Below are 26,928 nucleotides of genomic sequence, written 5' to 3'. Positions count from 1 at the left end.
ATGGAATGGCAGCGCAAGGCCAACGACGCCCTTGTCAGGCTCACCGGATTCCAGATTAACCGAGTAGGGAAAGTTGGTCCGGCGGCCACCGTGAAGCCCCCCGCGGCCGCGGAGGAGGCGTTCAGGCCGCCCGCGGACCCGAAGGTCGACCGGCTGCTGGTCGCCCCGATCTTCATCCTCTCGCCGGTCAGGTCCGGCTCCACGCTCCTGAGAGCACTGCTCAACGCCCATTCCATGCTGCACGCCCCGCACGAGCTGCACGTGCGCAGGCTCCGGGTGGAGTTCGGCACCTCGCTGGCGGAGAAGGCGATGGAGGCTCTCGGGCACGAGCGGGCCGACCTGGAACACCTGCTGTGGGATCGCGTGCTCCACCGCGAGCTGGTCAAGAGCGGCAAGACGTTCGTCGTGGACAAGACACCGGCCAACGCCTTCGCGTACCGGCGCATCGCCGCGTGCTGGCCGGACGCCCGGTTCGTCTTCCTGCTGCGCCACCCGGCGTCCGTCGCGAGTTCGTGGTACGAGGCCGGCGCAGGCAAGAGGACGCCCGAGGAGGCGGCGCTCGACGCCCTGCGCTACATGAAGGCCGTGCAGCGGGCGCGGGGGGCGCTCAGCGGGTGCACCGTGCGCTACGAGGACCTGACCGCCGACCCCGCGGCCGAGGCGCGCCGCCTCTGCGAATTCCTCGGCATCCCCTGGGAACCGGAGATGCTGGCGTACGGCGAGCAGGCCGTGCTCGAGAAGGGGCTCGGCGACTGGAAGGACAAGATCCGCTCGGGGAGCGTGCAGCCCGCGCGCGACCTGCCGAGGGCCGAGGAGATCCCCGAGTCGCTCAGGCCGATGTGCGAGAGCTGGGGATACCTGCCGCGCGCCGCGGAGCCCACGTGACGGCGCCCGGGGAGCCCGGAGCCCCCGCGGCCATGAAGATCCGCTACATGCTCCTGCACGCGTACGGCATGGGCGGGACGATCCGCACGGTGATCAACCAGGCGAACGCGATGGCCGCCGCCGGGCACGACGTCGAGATCGTCAGCGTGGTGCGCCGCAGGGAGACACCCCAGTTCCCGATCGACGCGCGTGTCCGCCTGCTGGCGCTGTCGGACCAGCGGGACGGCAGGCCCTCGGACTCGGTGGGGCGCAGGGCCTGGCGGCGGATCCGCGGCAAGATCGTGCCCGCCGGGGAGTTCGCGGCCTCCTACTTCACCGAGCGCGTGGAGCGGGCCGTCATCGACTACGTCTCCGCGCTCCAGGACGGCATCCTGGTCACCACCCGTCCCGCGCTGAACCTCATCTCCGCCCGGCGCGCTCCCGCGAGCGTCGTCAGGATCGCCCAGGAGCACATGAACCTGGCCACCCACCCCGAGGCGGTCCGGGCGGCGATCGCCCGTCACTACGGAGACCTGGACGCGGTGGCCGTGCTCACCGGGACCGACAGGAGGGAGTACCAGGAGCTCCTGCCCGGCACCCCCGTCGTGCGCATCCCCAACGCGGTCGGCCTCGTGCGGCAGCCGCTCTCCCGGCAGGAGGACAGGCTCGTGGTCGCGGCCGGGCGGCTCGTCGGGCAGAAGGGCTTCGACCTGCTGATCCCCGCGTTCCGGCAGGTCGTCGACCACCACCCCGACTGGCGGCTGCGCATCTACGGCACCGGCCCGAAGAAGGACGCGCTGCGCGGGCTCCTGAAGGAGTACGGACTTCGTGACAACGTCACCCTGATGGGACGGACCGACCGTCTCGACGAGGAGCTGGCCAAGGCCTCCTTCTACGTGCTCAGCTCACGGTTCGAGGGCCTGCCGATGGTGATGATCGAGGCGATGACCCAGGCGCTGCCCGTCGTCGCCTTCGACTGCCCGACCGGTCCGGCCGACGTGCTGACCCCCGGGGTCGACGGGCTGCTCGTCCCTCCCCGGGACGTCGACGCGCTGGCGGCGGCGATGATCCGGCTCATCGAGGACCGGGGGCTGCGGGAGCGGATGGGGGCCGCCGCCGCCGTCACCGCGCGTGACTACACACCCGAAGTGATCATGCCGCTCTGGGAGAACCTCTTCGCCGAACTCCTGGGCCGCGCACCGGAACGGCTACGCTGACCGGTTCTGCCTGATTTTCATCTTTTATGGGAGATGTCGCCCGGGACGGCACTTCGCCTTTCTCGCCGTCGTCGTGCCGTGCCCTCCCGGCGGGGTGGTTCACGGGATTTCCGATGCCGCGCGAAGGGGATTTCCGCTGTACCGTGCCGGCCGCCGGGGATACGCGGCACGATGTCTGGCATGACGGATATTCCCAGCTCACAAAGCCCTTCATATGAGCCGGACCGCCGATATGAATAAGACATTCAATCTTTTTCGGGCATTTGACGATAGCGACTTTTTTAATTATTGGCCGGATCGTATTCAATGCTTGACAAGATATTTAAGGGCAACCCAAAATTGAGGCGTCCACGATGGCGGGCCATATCCGGGCTCCGCGCATCGGGGGGTCAACGATTCTGCCGTTTCTGTCGCGGGTAATTGGCGTGCCCCCCTGGTTGATCCATGTCTTCTTTCCCCTGTCGGTACGAGTACGGATCGGTGGTGTGTTGTGACGGAGTTCGAGGCTGGCCGGTCGCAGCTGAGTCTGAGTACGGACGCCGCGCGTAACCTGGCGACGACGACCAAGTCGACTCCCCAGATGCAGGAGATCACCTCACGGTGGCTGCTGCGGATGCTCCCCTGGACGCAGGTCTCGGGCGGCACCTACCGCGTCAACCGGCGGCTGACCTACACGATCGGCGACGGGCGGGTGAGCTTCACCAACTCCGGGTCGCAGGTGGCGGTCATCCCGGCCGAGCTGTGCGAGCTGCCCCTGTTGCGCGGGTTCGACGACTCCGACGTCCTCGACGCGCTGGCGGGCCGGTTCGTCCAGCGGGAGTTCCAGGCCGGCGACGTGCTCGTGGAGGCGGGGCGACCGGCCGACGAGGTCGTGCTCATCGCGCACGGCAAGGTCAACAAGGTCGGCACCGGGCCGTACGGCGACGAGATCGTGCTGACCGTGCTGGCCGCGGGCGACCACTTCGGCGACGACACCCTGGTCGGCGACGAGGGCGAGTGGCCGTTCACCGCCAAGGCGGTCACCAGCGGCACGGCGATGGTCCTGCCCCGGCAGGCCTTCCTGGAGCTGACCGAGCAGGCGGAGCCGCTCCAGGCCCATCTGCGCCGGCGGGAGACGGCCTCTCGCGGGCCGCAGAACAAGTACGGCGAGGCCGCCGTCGAGGTGGCCGCCGGCCACGAGGGAGAGGCCGACCTGCCGGGCACGTTCGTCGACTACGAGCTCTCCCCGCGCGAGTACCAGCTGAGCGTCGCGCAGACGGTCCTGCGGGTGCACAGCCGGGTGGCCGACCTCTACAACGACCCGATGGACCAGATCGAGCAGCAGCTCCGGCTCACGATCGAGGTGCTGCGCGAGCGGCAGGAGCACGAGCTGATCAACAACCGTGAGTTCGGGCTGCTGCACAACGCCGACCTCAAGCAGCGGATCCACACCCGCACCGGCCCGCCCACCCCCGACGACCTCGACGAGCTGCTCAGCCGCCGCAGGAGCACGAGCTTCTTCCTGGCCCACCCGCACGCCATCGCCGCCTTCGGCCGCGAGTGCAACGCGCGCGGGCTCTACCCGCAGGGCGTCGACGTCGGCGGCAGCGGGGTGCCCGCCTGGCGTGGCGTCCCCATCTTCTCCTGCAGCAAGATCCCCATCACCGAGACCCGCACCACCTCGATCCTGGCCATGCGCGTCGGCGAGGACAACCAGGGGGTCATCGGCCTGCACCAGACCGGCATCCCCGACGAGTACCAGCCCAGCCTGTCGGTCCGCTTCATGGGCATCAGCGAGAAGGCGATCATCTCCTACCTGGTCAGCGCCTACTACTCCGCCGCCGTCCTGGTGCCCGACGCGCTCGGCATCCTGGAAGACGTCGAGATCGGCCACTGACGAAAGGTGAGGACAGGCGACGACAGGGCTTCGGACCGGCCGCTAAGCGAGGGAGAGCGATCATGACGACCATCGAGACGTCGACGGACGGACGGTCCGCGGGCGAGGTGCTGGCCTGGAGCCGGGACATGGTCGAGGCGACCCTGCGCCCGGCGGCCGACACGCTGCCCGCGTCGATGAGGCGCATCGCCGGATACCACTTCGGCTGGTGGGACGAGCAGGGCCGGCCGTCCACGACCGGCGGGGGCAAGGCGATCCGCCCCGCGCTGGCCCTGCTGTCGGCGGAGGCCGTCGGCGGCACCGCGGTCTCGGCGCTCCGGCCTGCGGCCGCCGTCGAGCTGGTGCACGACTTCTCCCTCCTGCACGACGACGTGATGGACGGTGACCGGACCCGCCGCCACCGCCCCACGGCCTGGGCCGTCTTCGGGGTCAGCCCGGCCATCCTGGCCGGTGACGCGCTGCTGACGCTCGCCTTCGACGTGCTCGCGACCGGAGGACACCCGGGCACCGCCGAGGCGACCCGGATTTTCAGCACCGCGGTCCAGGAACTGCTCGACGGCCAGAGCGCGGACGTCGCCTTCGAGGAACGCCGGGATGTCGGGCCGGCCGAGTGCATGAGCATGGCGGCCGGCAAGACCGGTGCCCTGCTGGGCTGCGCCTGCGGACTCGGCGCCCTGTTCGGCGGCGGCGGCCCCGAGCAGGTCGAGCACTTCGTCGCCTTCGGCCGGGACCTGGGGCTGGCGTTCCAGCTCGTCGACGACCTGCTGGGCATCTGGGGAGACCCCGAGGCGACCGGCAAGCCGGTCCACTCGGACCTGCGCAGCCGCAAGAAGTCCATCCCGGTCGTCGCCGCCCTGACCTCCGGCACCCCGGCCGGACAGGAGCTGGCCGGCCTCTACCACCGAAAGCAGCCGCTCTCCGACGCCGAACTGGTCCGGGCGGCCGAGCTCGTCGAGGCGGCGGGCGGGCGGGCCTGGACCCAGGTGGAGGCCGACGAGCTGCTCGCACGGGCCCTGCGCCACCTGGCGGCCGCGGGCGCGCTGTCCCGGCCCGCCGCCGAGCTGACCGCACTCGCCCGTCTCGTCACCCGCCGCGACCACTGATCGGAGCGTCGTACGCCTGGCGTCGGCGACGCTCCGGCGAGGGGGCTCAGACGAAGGCGCTCGTACCGGTGATCGCCCGTCCCACGATCAGGGTGTTGATCTCGCGCGTCCCCTCGTAGGAGTAGATCGCCTCGGAGTCGGCCACGAAGCGGCCGACGTCGTAGTCGAGGACGATGCCGTTGCCACCCAGGATCTCCCTGGCCCATCCCACGGCCTCGCGCATCCGCGCCGTGCAGAAGGCCTTGGCCATGGCCGAGTGCTCATCCTTGTAGACGCCCGCGTCCTGGAGCTGTGCCAGCCGCACCACCATGCCCAGCGAGCAGGTGACGTTGCCCAGCATCCGCACGAGCAGGTCCTGCACGAGCTGGAATCCCGCGATCGGCCGCCCGAACTGCTCGCGCGTCCTGGCGTACTCCAGCGCGAGCTCGTAGGCGCCCGTCATGCAGCCCACCGCCTGCCACGCCACGCCTCCCCGGGTCTGCCGCAGGATGGTGCCGGTGTCGCGGAAGCCGTTGGCCCTCTGCAGCCGGTTGATCTCCGGCACCAGGCAGTTGGTGAGCGTGATGTCGGCGTTCTGGACCGTGCGCAGGGCTATCTTGTTCTCGATCTTCGTGGCGGCGAAGCCGGGCGTGCCCTTCTCGACCACGAATCCCTTGACCTGGCCGTCGGCCTCGTCCTTGGCCCACACCACGATCAGATCGGCGAAGGTCGCGTTGCCGATCCAGCGCTTGGCCCCGTTGAGCACCCACACGTCGCCCTCGCGCCGGGCCGTCGTGCGCAGCCCCGCCGCGACGTCGGATCCTCCCTCGGGCTCCGTCAGCGCGAACGCCCCGATCTTCTCCATCGCCGCCATCGGCGGCAGCCATCGCTCCCGCTGCTCCTCCGAGCCCAGCCGGTCGACGCTGCCCATCGCCAGACCGTTGTGGACACCGAAGAACGTGCCCATCGACGGGTCCACCCGGTTCATCTCCAGGACCACGAACCCGGTCAGCAGGCTGCGTGCCCCCCGATAGGCCAGGCCCGCGATGTCGAGCTTGGCGAACTCGGGAATCAGCTGGTGGGGGAAGCGCGCGTTGGTCCACGCCTCGTTCGCGATGGGCGCGACCTCCTGCGCCATGAACTCCCGTACCCGGAGCACGATCTCCTTCTCGTGCTCCTCCAGCAGCTCGGAGTAGTCGTAGAAATCACCCGTCGTCATCGGCGCGGTTTCCCTCCGGTCGTCGTCCCCCTCCACTGCCCGAAAGCCGGGGGATCAAGCGGAAGACCTCACCGGGAACCACGGGAAACGCCGGAAACGCCGGAAACGCCGGAAACGACGGAAGCCCGGGTCGCCCCGGGCTTCCGCGTCGACTGCCGACCGGTCGCGGCGCGACCGTCAGGCGGGACTACCAGCGGCGGGTGTAGACGCGCACCCAGTCGGACCGGCTGCGGCTCTCGGAGAGCTCGTCGTTGCCGTCGAAGATCGCGCGGTACTCGCCGCTGCTGTACGCGCGGGCCTTGGCGCGGAAGGTGCCCTTCCAGCCGGTGTCGGGGGAGGTGACGAACTTCCACGTGTTGGTACCGCGCTTGCGGAAGTAGATCTCCACCTCCTCGCCGCGCACGCCCTTCCAGCGGTCGTCGTCGACCTGGAGACGGCCGGTGAAGTAGACCGTGCGACCCTTGCGGACGGTCCCGGGGTTCGCGGAGAACCGGTAGATCCGGGTGTCGGCCTTCTCGGCCTTCTCGTGGACGACGGAGAAGTTGACCTCGTCGGTCACCTTCTTGCCGTCCTTGTCGTACGCGTCGGCGATCGCGACCCAGCGACCCTCGAAGTCGTTCTCGTCGAAGCTGGTCGTGAAGCGCCAGAGGTCACCCTTGTGCAGGAGCCTGGGCTCCGGCGCCGCCAGGGTGCGGGCCTGGTCGGAGACCGGCCTGAGGCGAAGTTCGACACGGGTGGCCTCGGTGGTGCGGACCTCGATGCTGACCCTCTTGTCGTCGTCTCCCTTCACGACGACCGGGTTCGGGTTCACGTTGTCGATGCGCACGCTGAGAGCGACTCGCTCCGCGGAGGCCGTTCCGGCGGACAGGAGCAGCGAGCTGCTCACCGCCGCTGACAGCAGACCGATGGCGATTCGTTTCATCAAGATGCTTCCTCTTCTCCCCGTTTCGGGGGCGACCTGTTGGCCGTCCCCGTCCCATAAGACGGCACAGAAGCGACTGATGTTGCCTGAAGTGTCGAAAAAAGAGGGTTTAGATCTCCGTAAGGTAACGTTTCCCGGCAAAAACGACCAGGTCAACCGCCGGTTGCCGGGCCCCAGAAATTTTTCTGCGATAAGCGTGATATGTCCGATTTGTCGGGAATAGGGTTCGGCGGATGGGGTGGGGCTGGGCGGCCGGGGGATTCTGAGCCTCTAATCGGTCATAACAGACATATCGGACATGGCGTCGCGGTGCCGGCGGGCGGATAGCGTTTGCGTATGAGTGCCACCATCGTCGCCAAGGACCTGGCCGCCGGACACGGCGACCGAGCGCTTTTCACCGGGCTCGACCTGGTGGTCGCCCCCGGCGACGTCGTCGGCCTGGTCGGCGTGAACGGCGCGGGCAAGTCCACCCTGATGCGGATCCTCGCGGGGCTGCTCCCGCCCGAGCACGGCTCCGTGCGGCTCAGCCCGCCTTCGGCGTCGGTCGGCTACCTGCCCCAGGAGCGCGAGCGCCGCGCGGACGAGACGATCGCGGACTTCCTGGCCCGCCGTACCGGGGTGGCCGCCGCGCAGCGCGCGCTGGACGCCGCGACCCAGGGGCTGGTGGAGGGAACCCCGGGGGCGGACGACGCCTACGCCACCGGCCTGGAGCGCTGGCTCGCCCTGGGCGGTGCCGACCTGGAGGACCGGGCCGCCGAGGTCGTCGCCGAGCTCGGCCTCGCCGTGGAGCTCGACCGGCCGATGACGGCGCTCTCCGGCGGCCAGGCCGCGCGGGCGGGCATGGCCTCCCTGCTGCTCAGCCGCTACGACGTCTTCCTGCTCGACGAGCCCACCAACGACCTCGACCTGGAGGGGCTGGAACGGCTCGAACGCTTCGTCACCGGGCTGCGGGCCGGGACCGTCCTGGTCAGCCACGACCGCGAGTTCCTGGCCAGGACCGTGAACCGGGTCGTCGAGCTCGACCTCGCCCAGCAGCTGGTCAGGGTGCACGGCGGTGGCTACGAGGCCTATCTCGCCGAGCGCGAGGTCGCCCGCCGGCACGCCCGCGACGAGTACGAGGAGTACGCAGGCACCGTCGCCTCCCTCAAGCAGCGCGCGGGGATGCAGCGCGCCTGGATGGAGAAGGGCGTCAAGAACGCGCGGCGCAAGGCATCCGACAACGACAAGGTCGGCCGCAACTTCCGTACCGAGGCGACCGAGAAGCAGGCCGCGAAGGCCCGCCAGACCGAGCGGCTGATCGAGCGGCTGGAAGAGGTCGAGGAGCCCCGCAAGGAGTGGGAGCTCCGCATGGAGATCGCGGTGGCCCCGAGATCGGGGGCCGTCGTCGCGACGCTGCGCGACGCCGTGGTCCGGCGCGGCGCGTTCACCCTCGGCCCGGTGAACCTGGAGGTCGGCTGGGCCGAGCGGGTGGCGGTCACCGGCGCCAACGGCTCCGGCAAGTCGACCCTGCTGGCCGCGCTGCTGGGCCGGCTCCCGCTGGACGAGGGCAACGCCTCGCTGGGTCCCGGGGTGGTCGTCGGCGAGGTGGACCAGGCGCGGGGGCTGTTCCTCGGCGACGAACCCCTGGTGGAGGCCTTCGGCGCCGCGGTGCCCGACATGGTTCCCGGCGACGTGCGCACGTTGCTCGCCAAGTTCGGGCTCCGCGCCGCGCACGTGCCGCGCCCGGCCGTCACCCTGTCTCCGGGGGAGCGGACCCGGGCCGCGCTGGCGCTGCTCCAGGCGCGCGGGGTGAACCTCCTCGTGCTCGACGAGCCGACCAACCATCTGGACCTGGCCGCGATCGAGCAACTGGAGTCCGCGCTCGCCTCCTATCCCGGTACGCTGCTGCTGGTCACTCACGACCGCCGGATGCTGGAGGCGGTGCACACCACCCGGCGGGTCCACGTCGACGGCGGCAGGATCGCCGAAAGCTGACCGGGACGGCCCGCCGGACCTGACTGTTGACGTAACTTTCGCAAGCAGCCGCAAGTAATTGCTTCTCTTGCCTTATAGTTTCATCATGACGCGACGGCTTGCAGAAGTGGCCAAGAAGGTCGGGATGAGCGAGGCGACGGTCAGTCGCGTGCTCAACGGGAAGCCCGGGGTGTCCGAGGCGACCCGTGAGGCCGTTCTCACGGCGCTCGACGTGCTCGGCTACGAGCGGCCGACCCAGCTGCGCGGTGACAGGGCGCGGCTGGTCGGGCTCGTCCTGCCCGAGCTGCAGAACCCCATCTTCCCCGCTTTCGCCGAGGTCGTCGGGGGTGCGCTGGCCCAGCAAGGGTTCACCTCCGTGTTGTGCACCCGCACCTTGGGGGGCGTCTCCGAGGCGGAGTACGTCGATCTGCTGCTCCAGCAGCAGGTGTCCGGTGTGGTCTTCGCCGGAGGCCTGTTCGCCCAGGCGGACGCCTCCCACGAGCACTACGAGCTGCTGCGGGAGCGGCGCCTGCCGACCGTGCTGGTGAACGCCGCGGTCGCGCACCTCGCCTTCCCCCAGGTCTCCTGCGACGACGTGGCCGCCGCCGAGATGGCGCTGGGCCACCTGCGGTCGCTGGGCCACGAGCGGATCGGCATGGTGCTCGGCCCTCCCGACCACGTGCCCTCCCGGCGCAAGCTGGACGCGGCGGACCTCGACCCCGAGTTCGTGGAGCACACCATGTTCTCCCTGGAAGGGGGGCACGCGGCGGCCGCGCGGCTGATACGCAAGGGGGTGACCGGCGTCATCTGCGCCAGCGACGTGATGGCCCTGGGCGCGATAAGGGCGGCCCGCAGGGCGGGGCTCTCCGTGCCCGACGACGTCTCCGTGATCGGCTACGACGACTCCGCGCTGATGAACTGCACCGACCCGCCGCTGACGACGCTGCGCCAGCCGATCGACGCGATGGGCCGCGCGGTCGTCGACCTTCTCGCCGCCCAGATCGACAAGGCCCTGGTGCCGGCCGACGAGCTGCTCTTCGAGCCCGAGCTGGTGGTCAGGGCCTCGACCGGCCCGGTCAGGCGCTGAGGGGCCTCGCCGGTCCTCCCCGTGCTCCGAGGCCGGGGACGGCGGTCGCCGCACCGCCGGGCCCGTTCCGGTCGCCCGCCTCGGGTCCCGTTCACGGACCATCCGGCATGCGGGCGTCGCCATCTTCCGGATCTTCGTTCGCTTGTTACAAATATATGTCGTAAACGAGAAGGTAAAATGTTCAGAGTTTCCCGGAAGTGATCCTCCGCGGCTGGAGGCGGCCCACGTGCTCCCCCGGCCCGGGGTGGCTCGCGCGACCGGTTCGCACCCTCCGCGGGCTCGCCGGAGGGGCATCGCGCGTCCCTTTCGCCGCGGTCCGGCGCTTTGGCCCGCACCGGAACATCTCGGGGCCTCCCGTTTGCCGTTTTCGTCACTCTGAGTAGTTATTGATCTCTTACAGTTATCGCGACAAGTGTGGAAGATCCATGGCTTGCCGCCCCCCGAAGACATGCTTCGTCATTCGGAAGGAAGAGATCTTGCGTAAGAGATTTGCCGCGCTCACCTCGGCGGGCGTAGGCGCTTTGATGGTCATCCTGGCGGCACCGGCGGTGGCCGCCCCCACCGCCGACACCATCGTCACCTTCTCCGTGGAGGCGGGAAGCCTGGACATCGTCGCGCCGGCCGGCCCGATCGACCTCGGTTCGGCTCCCCCCGGTGGCACGCTCACCGGCCAGATCGGCCCCGTGTCGGTCTCCGACACCCGCGGTGGGGCCGACTCGGTCTGGACCGCGACGGTGTTCGCGACGGACTTCACCGCCGCCGCGCTGACGATTCCCTTCGCCTCCCTGGAGTACTGGTCCGGGCCGACGACCGCCACCACCGGCGGCGGCACCTTCATCCCCGGACAGCCCACGGTGGGCGACGCGGTCCCCATGACGGGTACCACGCTGACCGCCATCCCGGCCATGGCCCACACGGGAGGCACGGGAGGCAGCACGGCCACGTGGAACCCCACGCTGATCGTCAACATTCCCATCACGGCGCAGATCGGCGACTACACCGGGACGGTGACACATCAGGTGGCATAGCCGGATCGCTGGACCGTTCGCGCTGACGCTGCTGGCCGTGCTGTGTTCCAGCGTGGCCGGCGCGTCGGCCGGTGTGCCGGCCGGGGAGAGCCTGGTCGCGGCCGACCCCCGGGGCACGATCGGCATCCGCCTTCTCGAAGCACCGGTCAGCCGTCGCGGCGATCCTCGCGCGCTCTCCTACATCGTCGACCATCTCCATCCGGGCACCACCATCCAGCGGAAGGTGGAGATCTCCAACACGTCCAGGAAACCGCAGCACGTCAGCCTGTATCCGGCCGCCGCCAACGTCGTGCGGAACGGTTTCCACGCACCGGCGGGCCGCCCCAGGAACGAGCTGGTGAGCTGGATCTCGCTCGACCGCGACTCGGTCGACCTGCCGCCGGGGGGCACGGCGACCGCCCAGGTAACGATCAAGGTGCCGCTCGTCGCCTCGCGTGGTGAGCGGTTCGCCGTGGTCTGGGCGGAGGTCGCCGCCGAAGCCAACGACTCCCACCCCGTGCGCGTCGTCAACCGGGTCGGGATCCGCGTCTACCTCGATGTCGGGCCGGGCGGGGAACCGCCGTCGGACTTCCGCATCGAGAAACTGACGCCCATGCGCGCCGCGGACGGCAGCCCGCAACTGCTGGCACTGATCCGTAACACCGGAGGGCGGACCCTGGACATGAACGGGGCGCTGTCGTTGACGGACGGCCCCGGTGGCCTGCAGGCCGGGCCTTTCCCCGCCGACCTGGGGGTCACGCTGCTTCCCGGCGCCGTCGCTCCGGTGACCGTGACCATGGACCGGCGCATGCCGGAAGGCCCGTGGAAGGGCAAGGTCACCCTGACGAGCGGCATGGTGAAACGGGCGGTCACCGCCACCTTCACCTTCCCGGCGGAGGGCCAGGGCTTTTCCGTCGAGCCCGACGAGAACCACCTGCCCCTGGTGGGGCTGGTGGCCGGAGTGATCGTGCCCGTCACCGCCCTCGGCCTCATGGTGCGCCGCAGGCGCCGGGCCGCCGCCCCGACGAGCTGACGCTCCGCGTCGGGACGGCGGCCCGGTGGCCGTGCCGGACGGGCGGGGAGACCCGCCCGTCGCTCACTTCGAGACGTAGAGGACCTTCCAGCTGCCCGCGTACAGGCAGTTCAGGGAGGGCTTGGCGGCCTTGGCCTCGGAGCAGACCTTGAGCTCGACCTGGTAGAGGTCGCGCTGGGTGAACGTGAACGACTTCGGGGTGCCGTACGAGCAGTCGACGATGCTGCGGTGCTTGAACGGCAGGTTCTTGCCGTCGGCGCTCCGGTAGGTGAGGCGGAAGACCGCCCAGCCGCAGGAGGGGCCCTTCGTCAGGTCGTAGACCTTGCCGGAGATCCTGCCTCTCTCGGCGGCGGGGATGTCCGCGTGGTCCTCGCCGGAGACGGTCAGTGAGCCCTTCGCCTTCGCCCTCCTGCCGGGGGCGTAGTAGGTGCCCCACGGGCCGGCGCCCTGCGCCGCCGTCGTGCCGGTGGTGGCCGGGCCGGTCGGCGCCTGGGCGGTCGCCGCCAGGGCGGTCGCCGGGGCGATGGAGACGAGGGCGGTGGCGAGGGCGAGTCCTGTGAGGAGGCGGCTGATCGTCATGGGAGGGGTTCCTTTCCGGCTGCTGTGTCCACAGTGTGTGACGGACCGCTTTCAGCCGGGTTGACCGCTCACTGCAAACGAGTATCAGCCGCCTATCAGGGGGAAGGGGGAGTCAACAGGAGGTAAGTACATGGAAGCGCTGGGAATCGACATCGGCGGGTCGGGGATCAAGGGCGCGCCGGTGGACGTCGCGAAGGGGCGGCTGACGCGGGAGCGGCTGCGCATCCCCACGCCGGACCCCTCCAGGCCCGAGGCCGTGGCCGCGGTGGTGGCGGAGATCGTCGAGCACTTCGCCTGGGACGGGCCGGTGGGGGTGACCTTTCCGGGGATCGTGGTCGACGGGGTCGCCAGGTCGGCCGCCAACGTGGACAAGGACTGGATCGGCACGGACGCGCGGCAGCTGTTCACCAAGGCGACGGGGCTGCCGACGGCCGTGCTGAACGACGCCGACGCGGCCGGCCTGGCCGAGGTGGCGGCGGGCGCCGCCAAGGGCAGAACGGGCGTGGTGATGCTGCTGACCTTCGGCACCGGGATCGGCAGCGCCCTGCTCATGGACGGCCGCCTGGTGCCCAACACCGAGCTCGGCCACCTGGAGATCAGGGGCAAGGAGGCCGAGAAGCGCGCCTCCGACCACGCCCGCGAGGCGCACGACCTCGAATGGGACGAGTGGGCCGAGAGGGTGCAGGAGTATCTGGAACACGTCGAGGCGCTGTTCTCCCCGTCGCTGTTCATCATCGGCGGAGGGGTCAGCAAGAAAGCCGACAAGTTCCTGCCCCATATCAAGCTGCGCACCCCGATCGTCCCGGCGGGTCTTCAGAACGAGGCGGGCATCGTGGGCGCCGCCATGGCGGCCGTGGGGTAGCGGCGGCCCTACCCGGGTGCGCGCTTCGCGCAGGCGGCCCGGGGAGGTCGGCGTATGCCACGGGCGAGCGGCGGGGATCGGGAACGGCGGGGGGTCGGCGGGGACCGCGAACGGCGGCGAGGAGCGGGAACGGCGAGGGGCGGGAACGGCGGGGAGCGGCGGGGATCGGGAACGGCGGCGAGCGCCCGGCGGAGGCCGGGGAGTCTGCGGCGTCTGCGGCGTCTGCGGCGTCTGCCTGAGGGTTCGGCGGCGGCCGTCGCGCACCGTCCGGGAGAGGCTCCGAAGAGGAGTCTGAAACTTTCATCGTGCTAGAAATCTGTTCGGTGAGGTCAGAGGCTGGGACGGCCCTATTCGAGAGCCTCAGACGTGCAACAAGCTGTACACATCCGTGAAACATCCGGAATATGGGAGCGCTCCCACCATCCTCCTGGAGATGATCACGAATGACAGTCAATCCGCGCCGCCATGCCTGGCGCAACCGGCTTGCGGCCACGGCGGCCATGCTCGTGGCCGCCGCCGGTCTCGCCACCGGGCAAGCCGCCACGGCGCACGCCGCAGTCGCCTGCGACGTCGCCTACACCACCAACGACTGGCAGGGCGGATTCACCGCCAGCGTCACCCTCAAGAACCTTGGTGACCCGCTCAACGGCTGGACCCTGGGCTTCGCCTTCACCGCCGGGCAGACCGTCCAGCAGGGCTGGTCGGCGACCTGGGCCCAGTCGGGCACCCAGGTCACCGCGAGGAACCTCTCCTGGAACGGCGCCCTCGCCACCGGCGCCTCCACCAGCATCGGCTTCAACGGGTCGTGGAACGGGAGCAACCCCAAACCCGCCGCCTTCACGGTCAACGGCGTGACCTGCGGCGGGCAGAACCCGGTCAACCAGCCCCCCACGGTCAGCCTGACCAGCCCCGCCTCCGGATCCACCCACCAGGCCGGTGCCGCGGTGCCGCTCGCGGCGACCGCGAGCGACGACGGCTCCGTCAGCAAGGTGGAGTTCTACGTCGACGGCGCGCTGGTCAACACCGACACCAGCGCTCCTTACTCCTACTCCGCCACCGGCCTGTCGTCCGGCTCCCACACGGCCAGCGCCAAGGCCTTCGACAACGCCTCCCCGGCGCTGTCCACCCAGACCGCCGCGGTCCCCTTCACCGTGGGTGGCACCCCGACGCCGTCGATCATCGCCTCCCCGGCCTCCCTCAGCGTTCCCGAGGGCGCCTCTAGGACGACCAGCTTCAGGCTCAGCCAGGCGCCGAGCGGCAACGTCACGGTCAACCTGACCAAGACGGGTGACGCGGACCTCACCATCACGCCCTCCACGCTGCTCTTCACCCCCGGCAACTGGAACGTGGCGCAGAACGTGACGGTCTCGGCGGCCCAGGACGCCGACGAGGCGAACGGCACCGCCACCGTCGCGGCCGCCGCCACCGGCCACACCGGTGCCTCCGTCGCCGTGACCGAGGCCGACGACGACGGCGACACGACGCCGATCACGCACGTCGACAACCCGTACGACGGAGCCGACGGCTACGTGAACCCCGACTGGTCGTCCAAGGCCGCCGCCGAGCCCGGTGGCGACGCGATCGCCGACATCTCCACCGGCGTGTGGCTGGACCGCATCGCCGCCATCGCGGGCTCCTCCTCGGCCATGGGCCTGCGCGAGCACCTGGACGAGGCCCTGGAGCAGGACGCGGCCAACGGCAGCAGGCCGCTGACGATCCAGGTCGTCATCTACAACCTGCCCAACCGCGACTGCTCGGCGCTCTCGTCCAACGGTGAGCTGCTCATCGCCGAGAACGGTCTGAACCGCTACAAGACCGAGTACATCGACCCGATCGCCGCGATCATGGGCGAGTCGAAGTACGCCGGTCTGCGGATCTCGACGATCGTCGAGATCGACTCGCTGCCGAACCTGGTCACCAACCTCAACCTGGCGAAGTGCCAGGAGGCCAAGGACAGCGGCGCCTACGTCAACGGCGTCCGCTACGCCCTGGACAAGCTGCACGCGATCAAGAACGTCTACACCTACGTCGACGCCGGGCACCACGGCTGGCTCGGCTGGGACAGCAACTTCGGCCCGGCCGCCGACCTGTTCGCGAGCACCGTCGCCGGCACCGCCGCGGGCTTCGACAGCGTGGACGGCTTCATCACCAACACCGCCAACTACTCGGCGCTGCGCGAGCCGCACTTCACCATCAACACCACCGTCAACGGCCAGAGCGTCCGCCAGTCCGAGTGGCTGGACTGGAACTTCTACGTCGACGAGCTCTCCTTCGCCCAGGCCTTCAGGACCACGCTGATCCAGAAGGGCTTCAGGTCCAACCTCGGCATGCTGATCGACACCTCCCGCAACGGCTGGGGAGGCTCGGCCCGCCCGGCCGCTCCCAGCACCTCGACGAACGTGAACACCTTCGTCGACCAGTCGCGCGTCGACCGCAGGTTCCACGCCGGCAACTGGTGCAACCAGAGCGGTGCCGGACTGGGCGAGCGCCCGCGGGCCAACCCCGCCACCGGTCTGGACGCCTACGTCTGGATCAAGCCCCCGGGCGAGTCCGACGGCTCCAGCGAGCCGATCCCGAACAACGAGGGCAAGGGCTTCGACGAGATGTGCGACCCGGCCTACGAGGGCAACGACCGCAACGGCCACAACATGAGCGGTGCCCTGGCCGACGCGCCGATCTCCGGCAAGTGGTTCTCCGCCCAGTTCCGCCAGCTGCTCCAGAACGCCTACCCGCCGCTCCCGTAACCCGCTGACCCTCCGGTCCCGCTCCCGCGGGACCCGGATGGGTCCCGAACACGGCGGCCCCGTCACCCCGGCCCCGGGGAGGCGGGGCCGCCTCCTTTTATTGGGATGCGGTGGAGCGGCGGCTCGGGCAGCATGGTCGGTCGGGCCTTCGCACAGGGGCCTTCAGGTGTGGAGCCTCACACGCGCCTTCGCGGCCGCGGGTGGGCCTGCACACGTGGGCCGAAAGTATCCTGGGTTCAGTATGGGAACGCCTCCTTTGACATCGCCTCTCTCCGACCTGCACGCGCGCCTGCCCGAGCTCACGCTGCGTGACCAGCGGCGACTTCGCCGCAGGCTCGACGGGGCCCGCAGGGTCAGAAACCGCGCCGCGCAGCAGAAGATCGCCGCGGAGATCACCTCCGACATCGAGCGGGCCGAGCGGCGGGTCGCCCAGCGCCGCGCCGGCGTCCCCGCGATCACCTATCCGGAGGCGCTGCCGGTCAGCCAGCGCAGGGACGACATCCTGGAGGCGATCCGCGACAACCAGGTCGTGATCGTCGCCGGAGAGACCGGTTCCGGCAAGACCACCCAGCTGCCGAAGATCTGCCTCGAGCTGGGCCGGGGCGTCAGGGGCCTGATCGGGCACACCCAGCCTCGCCGCATCGCCGCCCGTACCGTGGCCGAGCGCGTCGCCGAGGAGCTCGACACCCCGCTCGGCGACGCCGTCGGCTACAAGGTGCGCTTCACCGACCAGGTGAGCGACGGCACCCTCGTCAAGGTCATGACGGACGGCATCCTGCTGGCCGAGCTGCAGAACGACCGCGACCTCGACCAGTACGACACGCTGATCGTCGACGAGGCGCACGAGCGCAGCCTCAACATCGACTTCATCCTGGGCTACCTCAAGCAGCTCCTCCCGCGCCGCCCCGACCTGAAGGTGATCATCACCTCGGCGACCATCGACCCCGAGCGCTTCTCCAAGCACTTCGGCGACGCGCCGATCGTGGAGGTCTCCGGCCGGACCTACCCCGTCGAGGTGCGTTACCGGCCGATCGCCGAGGACGACGACCAGATCCAGGCGATCGGCAACGCCGTCGACGAGCTGTGCGCGGAGGGGCCCGGCGACATCCTGGTCTTCCTCAGCGGCGAGCGGGAGATCCGCGACACCGCCGAGGCGCTGTCGAAGCGCAAGGACGCCGAGATCCTGCCGCTGTACGCCAGGCTGTCCGCCGCCGAGCAGCACCGGGTCTTCCAGCGGCACACCAACCGCCGGGTCGTGCTGGCCACCAACGTGGCCGAGACCTCGCTGACCGTGCCGGGCATCAAGTACGTGGTCGACCCCGGCTTCGCCAGGATCTCCCGCTACAGCCACCGCACCAAGGTCCAGCGCCTGCCCATCGAGGCGATCTCCCAGGCCTCGGCCAACCAGCGCAAGGGCCGCTGCGGCCGCGTCTCCGAGGGCATCTGCATCCGGCTGTACGAGGAGGACGACTTCGTCACCCGGCCGGAGTTCACCGACCCGGAGATCCTGCGCACCAACCTCGCCTCGGTCATCCTGCAGATGACCTCGATCGGCCTGGGCGACATCGGGGCCTTCCCGTTCGTCGAGCCGCCCGACCAGCGCCAGGTCAGGGACGGCTACGACCTGCTGCTCGAACTGGGCGCCTTCGACCAGGCCAGGCAGATGACCCCGCTCGGCCGGAAGCTGGCCGGGCTCCCGGTCGACCCGCGCCTGGCCCGCATGGTGCTGGAGGCCGACCACAACGGCTGCGTCCGCGAGGTCATGGTCATCGCCTCCGCCCTGTCGATCCAGGACCCGCGCGAGCGACCGGCCGACAAGCAGCAGGCCGCCGACGAGAAGCACCGCCGCTTCGCGGACAAGGAGTCCGACTTCGTCTCGTACCTGAACCTGTGGGAATACCTGCAGGAGCAGCAGAAGGAGCTGTCGTCCAGCGCGTTCCGGCGACTGTGCAAGGCCGAGTTCCTCAACTACCTGCGCGTCCGCGAGTGGCAGGACGTCTACAGCCAGCTCCGCCAGATGTCGAAGAGCCTGGGCGTCACCCTCAACAGCACCCCCGGTGACGAGCAGAAGATCCACGTCTCCCTGCTGTCGGGCCTGCTGTCCCACGTCGGCGTCAAGGACATCGACAAGAAGACCGCCGACGCCGGCGGCGGCCGCCGTCCCCCGAACGAGCCACGCAGGCCCATGACAGAATACGTCGGCGCGCGCAACGCCCGGTTCGCGATCTTCCCGGGCTCCGCGCTCGCCAAGAAGCAGCCGCTCTGGGTGATGTCCGCCGAGCTGGTGGAGACCTCCCGGCTCTGGGCCCGGGTCAACGCCAAGATCGAACCCGAGTGGGTCGAGCCGCTCGCCCAGCACCTGATCAAGCGCACCTACTCCGAGCCGCACTGGGAGAAGAAGCAGGGCTCGGTGATGGCCTACGAGAAGGTCACCCTGTACGGCGTCCCGATCGTGGTCCAGCGCAAGGTCAACTACGGCCGTATCGACCCTGAGCTGAGCCGGGAGCTGTTCATCCGGCACGCCCTGGTCGAGGGCGACTGGGAGACCCACCACGCCTTCTTCAGGGAGAACCGCAAGCTGCTCGAAGAGGTCGAGGAGCTGGAGGAGCGGGCCCGGCGCCGCGACATCCTCGTCGACGACGAGACGCTGTTCGACTTCTACGACCAGCGCGTCCCCGCCGACGTCGTCTCCGGGCGCCACTTCGACTCCTGGTGGAAGAAGGCCAGGGCCGACCAGCCCGACCTGCTCAGCTTCGAGAAGTCGATGCTGATCAGCGAGACGGCGGGCGACGTCAGCCGGCGCGACTACCCCGACGTGTGGCGTCAGGGCGGTCTGCGCTTCCCCCTGACGTACCAGTTCGAGCCCGGCACCGACGCCGACGGCGTCACCGCGCACATCCCGCTCGCGCTGCTCAACCAGGTGAACGTCGAGGGCTTCGACTGGCAGATCCCCGGGCTGCGCGAGGAGCTGCTCACCGCGCTCATCCGGAGCCTGCCCAAGCAGATCCGGCGTAACTTCGTCCCCGCTCCCAACTACGCCAAGAAGGCCCTGGAGCGGGCCGAACCCACCCAGGAGCCGCTGCTCGCGGTGCTGGAACGCGAGCTGTTGAACCTGACCGGCGTCCAGGTGCCGCGCGAGGCCTGGCAGCCCGACCTGGTCCCCGACCACCTCAAGATCACCTTTCGGGTGATCGACGGCCGCAGGCAGAAGCTGGCCGAGAGCAAGGACCTGGCCGAGCTGAAACGGCGGCTCGCCCCCAAGCTCCGCCAGACCCTGTCCAAGGCCGCAGGCCTGGAGAAGAGCGGCCTGACGGGATGGACCGTGGGCGCGCTGCCCAAGACGTTCGAGCAGCGCAGGATGAAGGCCTACCCGGCGCTCGCCGACGAGGGCGCCACCGTGGCCGTACGGATGTACGAGACCGAGGCCGAGCAGCGCCGGGCGATGTGGGAGGGCACCCGCAGGCTGCTGCTGCTCAACACCCCGTCACCGGCCAAGTGGGTGCTCGGCCGCCTCGGCAACCAGTCCAAGCTCGCCCTGAGCCGCAGCCCGCACGCCGGGGCCACCGCCCTGTTCGACGACTGCATCGCCTGCGCCGCCGACCACCTCATGACCGAGCACGGCGGTCCGGTCTGGGACGAATCGGCCTTCGCCGCGCTCCACGACAGGGTCCGGGCCGAGCTGTTCGACACCACCGCCGAGGTGGTCGCCAGGGTCGAGAGCATCCTCAAGGTCTGGCACACCGTCTCGAACCTGCTGCCGGGGTCTCGCTCCACCCCCGCGATCGAGGACATCCGCGACCAGGTGGCCAACCTCGTCTACCCGGGTTTCGTCACCGAGACCGGCTACAAACGCCTGCCCGACCTGCTCCGCTATCTCAAGGGGGCCGAACGGCGGCTGGAGAAGGTCCACGAGGACGCGTTCCGCGACGGGGAGCGGATGGACAAGGTGCACGACATCGAGGACGACTATCACGAGCTGGTCGAGAAGCTCCCCCCGGCCCGCCGCTCCGACGACGACGTCCGCCAGATCCGCTGGATGATCGAGGAGCTCAGGGTCAGCTACTTCGCCCAGACCCTCGGCACCCCGTACTCGATCTCCGACAAGCGCATCCGCAAGGCGATGGAGAAACTCTGAGTCCGGGGGTCACAGGAAGATCGAGGTGTCGAGGTCGAAGTCGACGGGGGAGGGGATCCGGAGCGGCTTGCCCATCTGGGTGTGGGTGGTGGTCCGGTAGGTGCCCTCCTCGGGGTCGCTGAGAACCGTGACCATCGGCGGGGAGGCGACCGGATCGACGATCAGCATGATCGGGACGCCGCAGCCCGCGTAGATCCTGGGTTTCGTGGCGCGGTCCATCTCCATGCTCCCGGGTGAGACGATCTCCGCCACCAGGACGAGCCCCGAGGAGAGGATCTCGCGCTCGCCCCACAGGGGCGCGTTCACGGGGACCAGGCAGTAGTCGGGGACGATCGTGTCGCGGGGACCCTCGACGCAGATGTCGACGTCGCCGGAGAAGCTTTCCCAGCCTTTCTCGTCCTCCACGGGGATTAGGGCCCTGCTGAGGCATCTGGCTATGCGTGCGTGCCGGGGGGTCGCGGAAGGACTCACGATCAGGTTCCCGTCGATGACTTCGGCCCGGAGGCCGCGGACAGGGGGAAGGGACTCGAAGATCTCCCTCGGAGTCCGGGTGAGTGGCCGGTCCTCTGAAGTGGCGGGCTGGGCGGATGGCTGGGGCGCGGTGCGCTGGGCGGATCGCTGAGACGCTGTCATCACCATCGGCCTGTATCCCTTCGTGTCCGAATGAGCACTCTGAGTGTCGCACGCGGGCGTGCCTGGACGCGAAGCGCATGCCCTGCGGTTATGGGACGGGCCGCCGGAGGGGTATCGGCCGGTGCGCTGTCCGGGGCGCACGGCTCTTCTCGCGAGTGCCCGGTCATGCTCCGTGACGCCTGAACGCACTCGCGCGATCCCGGCCGTTGCCGCCCCGGTCGGCCGGGCTACGATCGTGAGCTTGAACGGAAAGGGAGGCACCGTGGTCCGGGCGCTGGTGTTCGACGTGGGCGAGACGCTGATCGACGAGACGCGCATCTGGTCGCGCTGGGCCGACCGGCTGGGCGTCACCCGGTTCACCATGCTCGGCGTGCTCGGCGGCATGGCCGCGCTCGACAGGTCGTTCGAGGACGCCTTCCGGCTGCTGCGGCCCGGTTTCGACGTCGAGGCCGAGCAGGAGGCGTGGAAGCGTGACGATCCCGACGGGCTACGGGTCGACTTCGACGCCGACGACCTCTACCCGGACGTGCGGCCCGCCCTGGCGGCGCTGCGCGACCTCGGCCACGAGCTGATCATCGCGGGCAACCAGCCGCCGCAGGCGCGCGACGCGCTCGTCGCGATGGACCTGCCCGTCGACGCGGTGCACACCTCCGACGGCTGGGGCGTCTCCAAGCCGGCCCCGGAGTTCTTCGCCAGGGTCGTCGCGGTGTCGGGACGCGAGGCCGGCGAGATCCTCTACGTGGGCGACCGGCTGGACAACGACGTGCTCCCCGCGCGGGCGGCGGGCATGCGGACCGCCCTGATCCGCCGGGGTCCCTGGGGGCACCTGCACGCCGAGCGCCCCCGGGCCGCCGAGGCGGACCACGTCGTCGACGACCTGCACGCCCTGGTCGCCGCGCTCGCCCGCTGACCGTCGTACGCCGCACCTTGCCCGGTGAAGCCCCGCGCGGTGAAGCCCCGCGCGGGGAAGGTCAGGGAGTCCCCCACCGCGTGCCGACGCCGGCGCCGGCGCGCACCGCCGACGGGACACCGGCGGGGGCGTCGAGCGTGTAGGGACGGGCTTTCGCGGACGTCCCGGGACGAGCGTCCTGGGACGTCCCAGGGAGGTTCCAGGGGAGGGGCCGCCGCCCGCCGGTGGGGGGAGTCCGGCGGGCGGCGATCCGGGGGAGGGGGCTAGCAGCCGATCTTGCCGACACCCGCGCCGGCGGACACGGTCGCCGGGACGGTCGCGGGGTCGTCGACGGTGTACGCGTAGTACGTGCGCGGCTCGACGACGGTGCCGGCCGTCTGGGGGGTGCCGGAGCCGACGTAGCGGTTGTTCCGCTCCACCACCCGGCCGGGACCGCTCTTGTCGTAGCCCACGTAGATCGGGTGGGCGACGTTCTCGAAGTAGTTGCCCTCGACGAGCACCCCGGCGTTCTCGGTGGACGCGACGCCGTAGAGCGCGTTGTCGCGGTAGTAGTTGTTGAGGACGTGGACCGGCTCGGCGAAGCGCACCCGGGGGTGCCGCTGGTCGGTGCCGTCGAAGAAGTTGTGGTGGTAGGTCACCCGCAGCTTCCCGACGTCGGCGGTGTAGTTGTCCGAGTGGCCCAGCAGCGCCGACTTGCTGTGGTGGTGGAAGTGGTTCCACGAGACCGTGACGAAGTCCGACTCCCGCTTGATGTCGAGCAGGCCGTCGTAGCCGTCCGAGAGGTCGTTGTGGTCGATCCACACGTGGTGCGCCTTGTTCGTGACGCTGATCGAGTCGTCCTCGGCGCCGGTGAACCGGATGTTCCTGATGATCACGTTGTTGCCCGGCCGGGTCGTCGAGCCGAGCTGGAGGCCGCCGCCGGTGATCTCGGCGGTCGTGCCCACACCCAGGATGCTCTTGTTGGCGACCACGGTGAGCATGCCGGACACCTGGATGCGGCCGGAGACCTGGATCACGTACGGGCCGGGCCGGCCGACGTGGTCCTTCAGGGCCGCGGCCGTGGTCACGGTGACGACGGGCCCTCCGGCGCCGCCGGTGGTGCCGTTCTGGCCGAGGGCGTCGACGGTGGCGAAACCGGTCGGCGTGCCGGTGCAGGCCGCGGCGAGTTTCCCCGCCGCCTGCCCTGTCACGGAGCCCGTCCTCGCGGTGGCCGTACCCGGGGCGGTGGTGTCGGCGCCGGCGGTGCCACCCGCGCCGGCGAGCGCGGCGACCAGGAGGGCCGCGACGGCGGCCGAGCGGAGACGGGGGCAGGGGTGGGGGCGGTGTTCGGCGTTCATCGTCGTCTCTCTCAGATCTTCCCGACGCCGGCACCGGCGGGCACGATGGCCGGCACCGCGGAGGCCGGATCCGCGCCGTAGGAGTAGTAGGTGCGCGGCTCGGTCACGGTGCCCCGGGTCTCGATGGCGTGGTTGCAGTCGACCAGGATGTTGCCGCGCTCGACCAGGCGCCCCAGGTCCCCGCTGAACTCCACCCGCCCGGGGTTGTTGACGCTGTGGAAGTAGTTGTTCTCGACCAGCACCCCGGCGTCGTAGGTGGACGCGACGCCGTAGCTGTTGTCCCGGTAGTAGTTGTTGTAGACGTGCACGACGTTCGCGAAGCGCACCCGGGGGTGCCGCTGGTCGGAGGCGTCGAAGAAGTTGTGGTGGTAGGTGACGTGCAACCGGCCGATGTCCTGCGGGCCCGCGTCCTCGTCGTGGGAGAGCAGCAGCGTCTTGTCGTGGTCGTGGAACCTGTTCCAGGAGACGGTCACGAAGTCCGAGCCGCGCTTGATGTCGACCGCGCCGTCGTCCCCGTTGGAGAAGTCGTTGTGGTCGATCCAGACGTGGTGGCTGAACATCTGCACGTTGATCATGTCGTCGGTGGCGCCGGAGAACGCGATGTTGCGGATGATGATGTTGTGCACGGCGTTCGCGGGCGGCGAGGTGACGGAGTCGCTGACCGGCAGGCCGATGTTCAGCCCGCCGCCGACCAGCGCGGCGTTCGCGCCGACCCCGATGATCGTCTTGTCCGACGTGACGTCGTGCATGCCGTCGCTGGAGCCGGTGGGCAGGGTGATCCGGCCGGTGACCTGGATGACGTACGGCCCGGGGCGGGCGATGTGGTCGAGGAACTGCGCGGTCGTGGCCGCGGTGACCGTGGGGCCTCCGGCGCCGCCGGTGGTGCCGTTCTGGCCGAGGGCGTTGACGGTGGAGAAGCCGATCTGGGCGTTGACCGGGTCCGCGTACCGCGCGGTTCCGGTCTCCGCCACGGCGGGGCCGATCAGGGCGGAGATCAGGAGGGTGAAGGCCGTGAGGACGAGCGCCGTGCGCGGGGCGGCTCCGGGTGCGGAGCGCGGCGGCTCCATCGGCTCCGGGTGAAGGCGCCGTGGTGGCTGAGGGGGAGTGGGTCTGGGGGACACGTGTTCTCTGCTCTCTGCGCGCGGTCGCGGTCGCGGCGGCGTGCGGTCAGGCGGCAGCGTGAAGCCGGGAGAGGAGTACGGGATGTCCGCGGTGCGCGGCTCGTCGGCGCGCCGGCCCGGTCTCCGGTGCGGATTTCCAGCACGGATCTCCGGTGGGGAAAACGGTGCGCGGGTCGCGCGGGAGGCGGTGCGTTCCCACCGCGCGGCGGTCGTCGTCTCGCCGGGCCGGTCCGCCCGTGGGGTGAGGCCGCGCGGCGCGCCGTGGGAGGTGAGGCGGGAGTGGTCACCGCACTCGGGAAAAGGGAGGGCTCGGGTCAGTGCGCGGTTATGGCATCACCACCTTCCAGCGGGTGGGGCGCTTCCCGGCGAGGCGCTAGGAAAGCGCTTTCCAGACGGGCCCGAGTTTATGTTTCCAACAAGTTTCTGTCAATGCTCCCCGCGTGCCATCGGGAGGCGCGGTCGCGGGCCCGGGTTCACGGGGGTGGCGTACGGTGCGCGGGGGGAGAACCGTTCCGTCGGGCGGGGCTCGGGCGGGGAGGCGGTTCCGGCGGACGAGGTGCGCGGGCGGGAAACCGTTCGCCCCGGGCCTCGCCGTGTCGATGAGGCCCGGGGGCGCGTCCGGTGATTCGTGCCCGGTTCGCGAGTGCCGGGGTTTCCGGAGTGATTCTCAGGTGTCGCGGTACTCGATGTCGGGCTCGATGTGGACGGCGCGCTCCTCGGCGGACAGGTCGCCGTCGTCGAGACCCACCTCCGAGGCGTACTCCTCGGAGGTCTCGTCGGGGCTCAGCCCCTCGTCCGGTGCCACCAGGCGGGTCCCGTCGCGCGGGCTCCGCTCGCGGTCCGGTGCCTCGCGCCGGAGGCGCTCGTCGAGGGTGTCCTGGTGCTCGTCGTCGTGTTCGACGATCTCGTGGTTGAGGCCGAGGTCGTCGGTCCACTCCTCGACCTCGATCGCCTGCTCGTCGCTCAGACCCTCGCGGTCTGGGGGTGTTTCGGTCATACCGCGGCCCTACCCGTTTTATCGCCTTAAATCCCAGGTCAGCTCTCCGTCGAGCCTCCGCCGGGCCTCTGACCGGCTTTCTCAGCCGTCGGCCCCCGCGGGGTCGTCCGGCAGGTAGACGGGGTGCTGGTTCTCGCGGGCCAGGCGCCCGGCGGCGAGGCGGGGCACGAGGTGCGAAGGCAGGAGGGGGGCGGCGGCGTCCCAGGGGAGGAACGCCGCCTCGTCGAGCTCCGCGACCTGCAGCCGTATGCGGGCGGGATCGTCCAGGACGCCGCCGTCGAACATGAAGTTGATCATCGCGCGAGGGCGGTCACTCGCCGGCGGAATCCACTGGACCACGAGCAGCTCGCCCGCCTTGACGGACACGCCGAGCTCCTCGGCCACCTCGCGCGTGGCGCCGTCGTGGGGTGCCTCGCCCTCCTCGACGATCCCGCCGGGGAAGTTCCAGCCGGGCCGGTAGTTGGGCTTGACCAGCAGGACACGGTCCTCCGCGTCGGTGAGCAGCATGCAGGCCGAGACGAACACGCTGGGCAGGGTGGCGTACCAGGCGGCGGGGTCGGGGTAGGGCTCGCTCATCCCCGCCACGCTACCTCCGCGACCGGCCGGTCACGGAGGGATCCGCCGATCCGTCCGCTGCGAGGGAGCCCTTCCCGCCCGGCGGGTCGCCGCCTCTCGCTCAGCCGAGTTTCCTGACCAGGAGTTCCATTTCCAGGTCGTCCCGGGTCGGCACGCCGACGCTCTCGTCGTTGTAGGGGAAGGGGATCACCTCGCCGGTGCGGGTGTAGCCGCGGCGCACGTACCAGGCCAGGAGTTCCTCGCGTGCCGAGATCACCGTCATGCGCATCTCGCCCACGCCCCAGGCGTCGCGGGCGAAGCGCTCGGCCTCGGCGAGGACCGCCTTGCCGAGGCCGCCGCCCTGAAGGGTGGGGCGTACGGCGAACATCCCGAAGTACGCGTACCCGCCCCGGTGCTCCACCTGGCAGCAGGCGACGATCTCGTCTCCCACCTCCATGACGATCATGTGGCTTTCCGGCTTCTCGATCTCGGCGGTCACGCTCTCGGCGTTCGTCCGCCGCCCGCCCAGCAGGTTCGCCTCGGTCGTCCATCCGGCGCGGCTCGACTCGCCCCGGTACGCCGAGTCGACCAGGAGCACCAGGGCGGGCACGTCCGCGACGGTGGCCGCGCGGAACGTCGGCCGCGCGGTCCGGGAGGGGCTGTCCATGCGGATGATCCTCTCAACAGATGTGAGACGTGTGCGAACACCGAGTCGTCTGATCTCGTAAATCATAGCTAAATAGGGTTTTTGTCCTAGTTTTTCATGCTGAAAGCTTTTCGTGTGGATAAAGGTGG

General features: G+C 70.1%; 21 protein-coding genes. 12 read left to right on the top strand and 9 right to left on the bottom strand.

The window, feature by feature from the left end:
• The 4 genes from ACTOQ1_RS04000 (at position 1) to ACTOQ1_RS03985 (ending at position 5,060) form a co-directional block, all read left to right on the top strand.
• Positions 1 to 885 (top strand): sulfotransferase family protein, encoded by an 885-nt coding sequence (locus ACTOQ1_RS04000; protein WP_440064492.1) that lies wholly within the window; start codon positions 1 to 3, stop codon positions 883 to 885.
• Positions 882 to 2,081, top strand: a complete 1,200-nt coding sequence (locus ACTOQ1_RS03995) for a glycosyltransferase family 4 protein (RefSeq protein WP_440064491.1) — start codon at positions 882 to 884, stop codon at positions 2,079 to 2,081. The genes ACTOQ1_RS04000 and ACTOQ1_RS03995 overlap by 4 nt, the downstream gene beginning before the upstream one ends.
• A gap of 580 nt (positions 2,082 to 2,661) precedes the next feature.
• Complete coding sequence (locus ACTOQ1_RS03990; RefSeq protein ID WP_440064489.1) at positions 2,662 to 3,957, top strand: family 2B encapsulin nanocompartment shell protein; 1,296 nt, start codon at positions 2,662 to 2,664, stop codon at positions 3,955 to 3,957.
• 62 nt (positions 3,958 to 4,019) lie between these two features.
• Positions 4,020 to 5,060: a family 2 encapsulin nanocompartment cargo protein polyprenyl transferase gene (locus ACTOQ1_RS03985; RefSeq protein ID WP_440064488.1), complete on the top strand. Its 1,041-nt coding sequence runs from the start codon at positions 4,020 to 4,022 to the stop codon at positions 5,058 to 5,060.
• Positions 5,061 to 5,106: 46 nt separating this feature from the next.
• Here the strand turns inward: ACTOQ1_RS03985 and ACTOQ1_RS03980 are convergent, their stop codons facing one another.
• Together ACTOQ1_RS03980 and ACTOQ1_RS03975 are read right to left on the bottom strand one after the other, a co-directional pair.
• Positions 5,107 to 6,258 carry an acyl-CoA dehydrogenase family protein gene (locus tag ACTOQ1_RS03980; RefSeq protein WP_440064487.1) on the bottom strand — a complete coding sequence of 384 codons (1,152 nt, stop codon included), beginning with the start codon at positions 6,256 to 6,258 and terminating at the stop codon, positions 5,107 to 5,109.
• 187 nt (positions 6,259 to 6,445) lie between these two features.
• Complete coding sequence (locus tag ACTOQ1_RS03975) at positions 6,446 to 7,180, bottom strand: hypothetical protein (protein ID WP_440064485.1); 735 nt, start codon at positions 7,178 to 7,180, stop codon at positions 6,446 to 6,448.
• Positions 7,181 to 7,516: 336 nt separating this feature from the next.
• On the opposite strand from ACTOQ1_RS03975, the gene ACTOQ1_RS03970 reads away from it, so the two are divergent.
• From ACTOQ1_RS03970 to ACTOQ1_RS03955, 4 genes are all read left to right on the top strand, one after another.
• Entirely contained in the window at positions 7,517 to 9,154 is a 1,638-nt protein-coding gene (locus tag ACTOQ1_RS03970) for an ABC-F family ATP-binding cassette domain-containing protein (protein WP_440064483.1), read from the top strand.
• A gap of 85 nt (positions 9,155 to 9,239) precedes the next feature.
• A complete protein-coding gene (locus ACTOQ1_RS03965; protein ID WP_362681620.1) occupies positions 9,240 to 10,220 on the top strand; it encodes a LacI family DNA-binding transcriptional regulator in 981 nt (326 codons plus the stop codon).
• Positions 10,221 to 10,696: 476 nt separating this feature from the next.
• A complete protein-coding gene (locus tag ACTOQ1_RS03960; RefSeq protein ID WP_440064481.1) occupies positions 10,697 to 11,248 on the top strand; it encodes a hypothetical protein in 552 nt (183 codons plus the stop codon).
• Between the two features lie 37 nt (positions 11,249 to 11,285).
• The gene (locus ACTOQ1_RS03955) at positions 11,286 to 12,260 is read left to right on the top strand and encodes a hypothetical protein (protein WP_440064480.1); all 975 of its coding nucleotides are present in this window, start codon (positions 11,286 to 11,288) and stop codon (positions 12,258 to 12,260) included.
• Positions 12,261 to 12,323: 63 nt separating this feature from the next.
• On the opposite strand, the gene ACTOQ1_RS03950 is transcribed toward ACTOQ1_RS03955, so the two are convergent.
• Positions 12,324 to 12,839, bottom strand: a complete 516-nt coding sequence (locus tag ACTOQ1_RS03950) for a hypothetical protein (protein ID WP_440064479.1) — start codon at positions 12,837 to 12,839, stop codon at positions 12,324 to 12,326.
• Positions 12,840 to 12,969: 130 nt separating this feature from the next.
• Between ACTOQ1_RS03950 and ppgK the strand changes: the two genes are divergently transcribed.
• From ppgK to hrpA, 3 genes are all read left to right on the top strand, one after another.
• Positions 12,970 to 13,701, top strand: a complete 732-nt coding sequence (gene ppgK, locus ACTOQ1_RS03945; protein ID WP_440064477.1) for a polyphosphate--glucose phosphotransferase — start codon at positions 12,970 to 12,972, stop codon at positions 13,699 to 13,701.
• Positions 13,702 to 14,144: 443 nt separating this feature from the next.
• Positions 14,145 to 16,445: a glycoside hydrolase family 6 protein gene (locus ACTOQ1_RS03940; protein ID WP_440064476.1), complete on the top strand. Its 2,301-nt coding sequence runs from the start codon at positions 14,145 to 14,147 to the stop codon at positions 16,443 to 16,445.
• Positions 16,446 to 16,686: 241 nt separating this feature from the next.
• The gene (gene hrpA / locus ACTOQ1_RS03935) at positions 16,687 to 20,580 is read left to right on the top strand and encodes an ATP-dependent RNA helicase HrpA (protein ID WP_440064475.1); all 3,894 of its coding nucleotides are present in this window, start codon (positions 16,687 to 16,689) and stop codon (positions 20,578 to 20,580) included.
• Positions 20,581 to 20,589: 9 nt separating this feature from the next.
• On the opposite strand, the gene ACTOQ1_RS03930 is transcribed toward hrpA, so the two are convergent.
• Positions 20,590 to 21,213 (bottom strand): Uma2 family endonuclease, encoded by a 624-nt coding sequence (locus ACTOQ1_RS03930; protein WP_440064474.1) that lies wholly within the window; start codon positions 21,211 to 21,213, stop codon positions 20,590 to 20,592.
• 241 nt (positions 21,214 to 21,454) lie between these two features.
• Here ACTOQ1_RS03930 and ACTOQ1_RS03925 point away from each other — a divergent pair, with 241 nt between their 5' ends.
• On the top strand, positions 21,455 to 22,123 hold the full coding sequence (locus ACTOQ1_RS03925) for an HAD family hydrolase (protein WP_440064472.1): 669 nt from the start codon (positions 21,455 to 21,457) through the stop codon (positions 22,121 to 22,123).
• 263 nt (positions 22,124 to 22,386) lie between these two features.
• Here ACTOQ1_RS03925 and ACTOQ1_RS03920 read toward each other — a convergent pair whose 3' ends face one another.
• The 5 genes from ACTOQ1_RS03920 to ACTOQ1_RS03900 form a co-directional block, all read right to left on the bottom strand.
• Complete coding sequence (locus ACTOQ1_RS03920; protein ID WP_440064471.1) at positions 22,387 to 23,460, bottom strand: pectate lyase family protein; 1,074 nt, start codon at positions 23,458 to 23,460, stop codon at positions 22,387 to 22,389.
• Positions 23,461 to 23,471: 11 nt separating this feature from the next.
• Positions 23,472 to 24,527 carry a pectate lyase family protein gene (locus ACTOQ1_RS03915; RefSeq protein ID WP_440064469.1) on the bottom strand — a complete coding sequence of 352 codons (1,056 nt, stop codon included), beginning with the start codon at positions 24,525 to 24,527 and terminating at the stop codon, positions 23,472 to 23,474.
• Between the two features lie 721 nt (positions 24,528 to 25,248).
• The gene (locus tag ACTOQ1_RS03910) at positions 25,249 to 25,578 is read right to left on the bottom strand and encodes a DUF5709 domain-containing protein (RefSeq protein WP_362843718.1); all 330 of its coding nucleotides are present in this window, start codon (positions 25,576 to 25,578) and stop codon (positions 25,249 to 25,251) included.
• Positions 25,579 to 25,659: 81 nt separating this feature from the next.
• Positions 25,660 to 26,154, bottom strand: coding sequence for an NUDIX domain-containing protein (locus ACTOQ1_RS03905; RefSeq protein WP_440064467.1), 495 nt, complete (start codon positions 26,152 to 26,154; stop codon positions 25,660 to 25,662).
• Between the two features lie 100 nt (positions 26,155 to 26,254).
• Positions 26,255 to 26,800 (bottom strand): GNAT family N-acetyltransferase, encoded by a 546-nt coding sequence (locus ACTOQ1_RS03900; RefSeq protein WP_440064465.1) that lies wholly within the window; start codon positions 26,798 to 26,800, stop codon positions 26,255 to 26,257.
• Positions 26,801 to 26,928: the final 128 nt, after the last annotated feature.

The sequence above is a fragment of the Streptosporangium sp. OZ121 genome (genome assembly GCF_051918885.1).
GTDB lineage: Bacteria > Actinomycetota > Actinomycetes > Streptosporangiales > Streptosporangiaceae > Streptosporangium.
Note: the sequence above shows the minus strand (reverse complement) of the source record. Positions and strands in the feature narration are given on the sequence as shown.